Genomic DNA, 1819 nt, shown 5'->3' on the forward strand with positions numbered 1-1819 from the left:
AAATGGCGGAGAAGGAGGGATTCATTACCATTTTCCTCTCTTTTTATAAGTAGTTGCAAACACTGCATTCTTCAAAAGCTGGTTTTGCCGTTTTGTAACACCACTTTGTAACACCGCATCCGCCTCCCGCAACGGTTTTATTCTACATTACGGAACACCAACGTTCAAGAAGCAAGACCGATTATTTGTATGGTAATCAGAAAGTTCAATATGACTCTGAGCTGTTCTTTGACAAGATTTTCCAACTGAATTTGGAACTTTAAAGCTGAGTGTTTCAATGAAAGAAATGATTTTTTTATTAGCCTTTAAATTTGGGCATGAAATTGTGTTTTTTTCCTTCATCCCTCTTTCACTTCACTTTTTTTCAACTCGAAGAGATACTTCTAAAAATTGGGCTGTAGCAACCTATATTATGTTGTAGGGGTTGACAGCAGCTGATGATCACAGTAAATTGTGAGCATTATATGTTGTGTTTTTTTATTTGGTGAAATAAATCTATCAATTTCTCAGAAAGACATGTAATGTTTGATCGTCAGGAAATACCGTCCTTTCTGAAGCAGCAGCACAAGCAGCCACGGTTCAGGAGGAGATACCAAATGGCAGAACCCCTCGCCGATATCGTAATTCACAAAATGGAGCAGGCGGCAGAGTTGTATCACCGCCTGGTTCTTCTTGTGGCTCCTGCCGGTTCGGGCAAGACCTCTGTTCTTCTGGACGTCCATAAACGCGCAGCCGCTCCCTGCATTAATGTAAATCTGGAGCTCTCCAGGCGAATGCTTGATCTCACAGAGCGACAGAGAGCATTACAGATACCCCTACTTCTCCTCGATATTGTTGGGGAAGCCCCGATCGTCTTGCTGGACAATATGGAAATCCTCTTCGACGTCTCGCTCAAACTGGACCCGCTGCGTCTTTTGCAGGGGCTCTCCCGGAACAGGACGGTGGTTGCCGCGTGGAACGGATCCATTAACGGCGAAAATTTAGTCTACGCAGCGCCGGATCATCCGGAATACAGACGGTATCCTGTGCAGGACCTTCTCGTAGTAAGCCCGGAGGCGATTGCATGGTGAACCGGAAAGAAATCGCAAGGGGGCAGACGCAATGAAATACGGAGAGCTCATCCAGTTCGAGCCCATTGAGACTACCATCCAGCTGCGGGACGCCGATAAGGCTTCAGCCGCGCAACATCTTGTTCAAACCTACGTCATCTCGGGGGAGATGGCCGAAAGGCTGGTGAACCTTGTCATTCCCCAGCTTCAGTTCGACCATCCCATGGACAATAAGGGTCTGCTGGTCGTGGGCAACTACGGCACAGGCAAATCCCATCTCATGTCGGTATTATCGGCAATTGCAGAAAACGGCGGTCTGCTCCCGAGCCTGAACGACAGGAACGTGGCTGCTGCGGCAACCGGGATCAGCGGGCGCTTCAAGGTTATACGGACGGAGATAGGGGCCACCACCATGTCTCTCCGGGACATACTTGTCGCCGAACTGGAGGAACACCTGTCAGCTATGGGCGTGCCCTATTCATTCCCGGCCGTTGACAAGGTGCCCAACAACAAACGGGCCTTAGAGGAAATGATGACGGCCTTCCACCAGGTTTTCCCCGATCACGGACTGCTTCTTCTGGTGGACGGACTGCTCGATTTCCTACGCACTTGAAAGGACCAGCACCTTATACTCGACCTCAATTTTCTTCGGTAGATCGGGGAAGTCTGCAATGACCTTCGTTTCCGCTTTATCGCCGGTGTCCAGGAAGCCATTTTCGACAGTCCCCGTTTTTCTTTCGTGGCCGACAGTATCAGAAGGGTAAAGGACC

1 protein-coding gene and 1 pseudogene are annotated in these 1819 nt (G+C 49.0%); both read left to right on the forward strand.

Translation table 11 applies throughout. The features are described from left to right. Window positions 1–596: 596 nt before the first annotated feature. Entirely contained in the window at window positions 597–1070 is a 474-nt protein-coding gene (brxF, locus tag GX147_10750; GenBank protein ID NLN61147.1) for a BREX-3 system P-loop-containing protein BrxF, read from the forward strand. 31 nt (window positions 1071–1101) lie between these two features. Then, window positions 1102–1819: pseudogene (locus tag GX147_10755) on the forward strand (hypothetical protein).

Source organism: Deltaproteobacteria bacterium, assembly GCA_012522415.1.
In the GTDB taxonomy this organism is placed as follows: Bacteria; Desulfobacterota; Syntrophia; order Syntrophales; family JAAYKM01; genus JAAYKM01.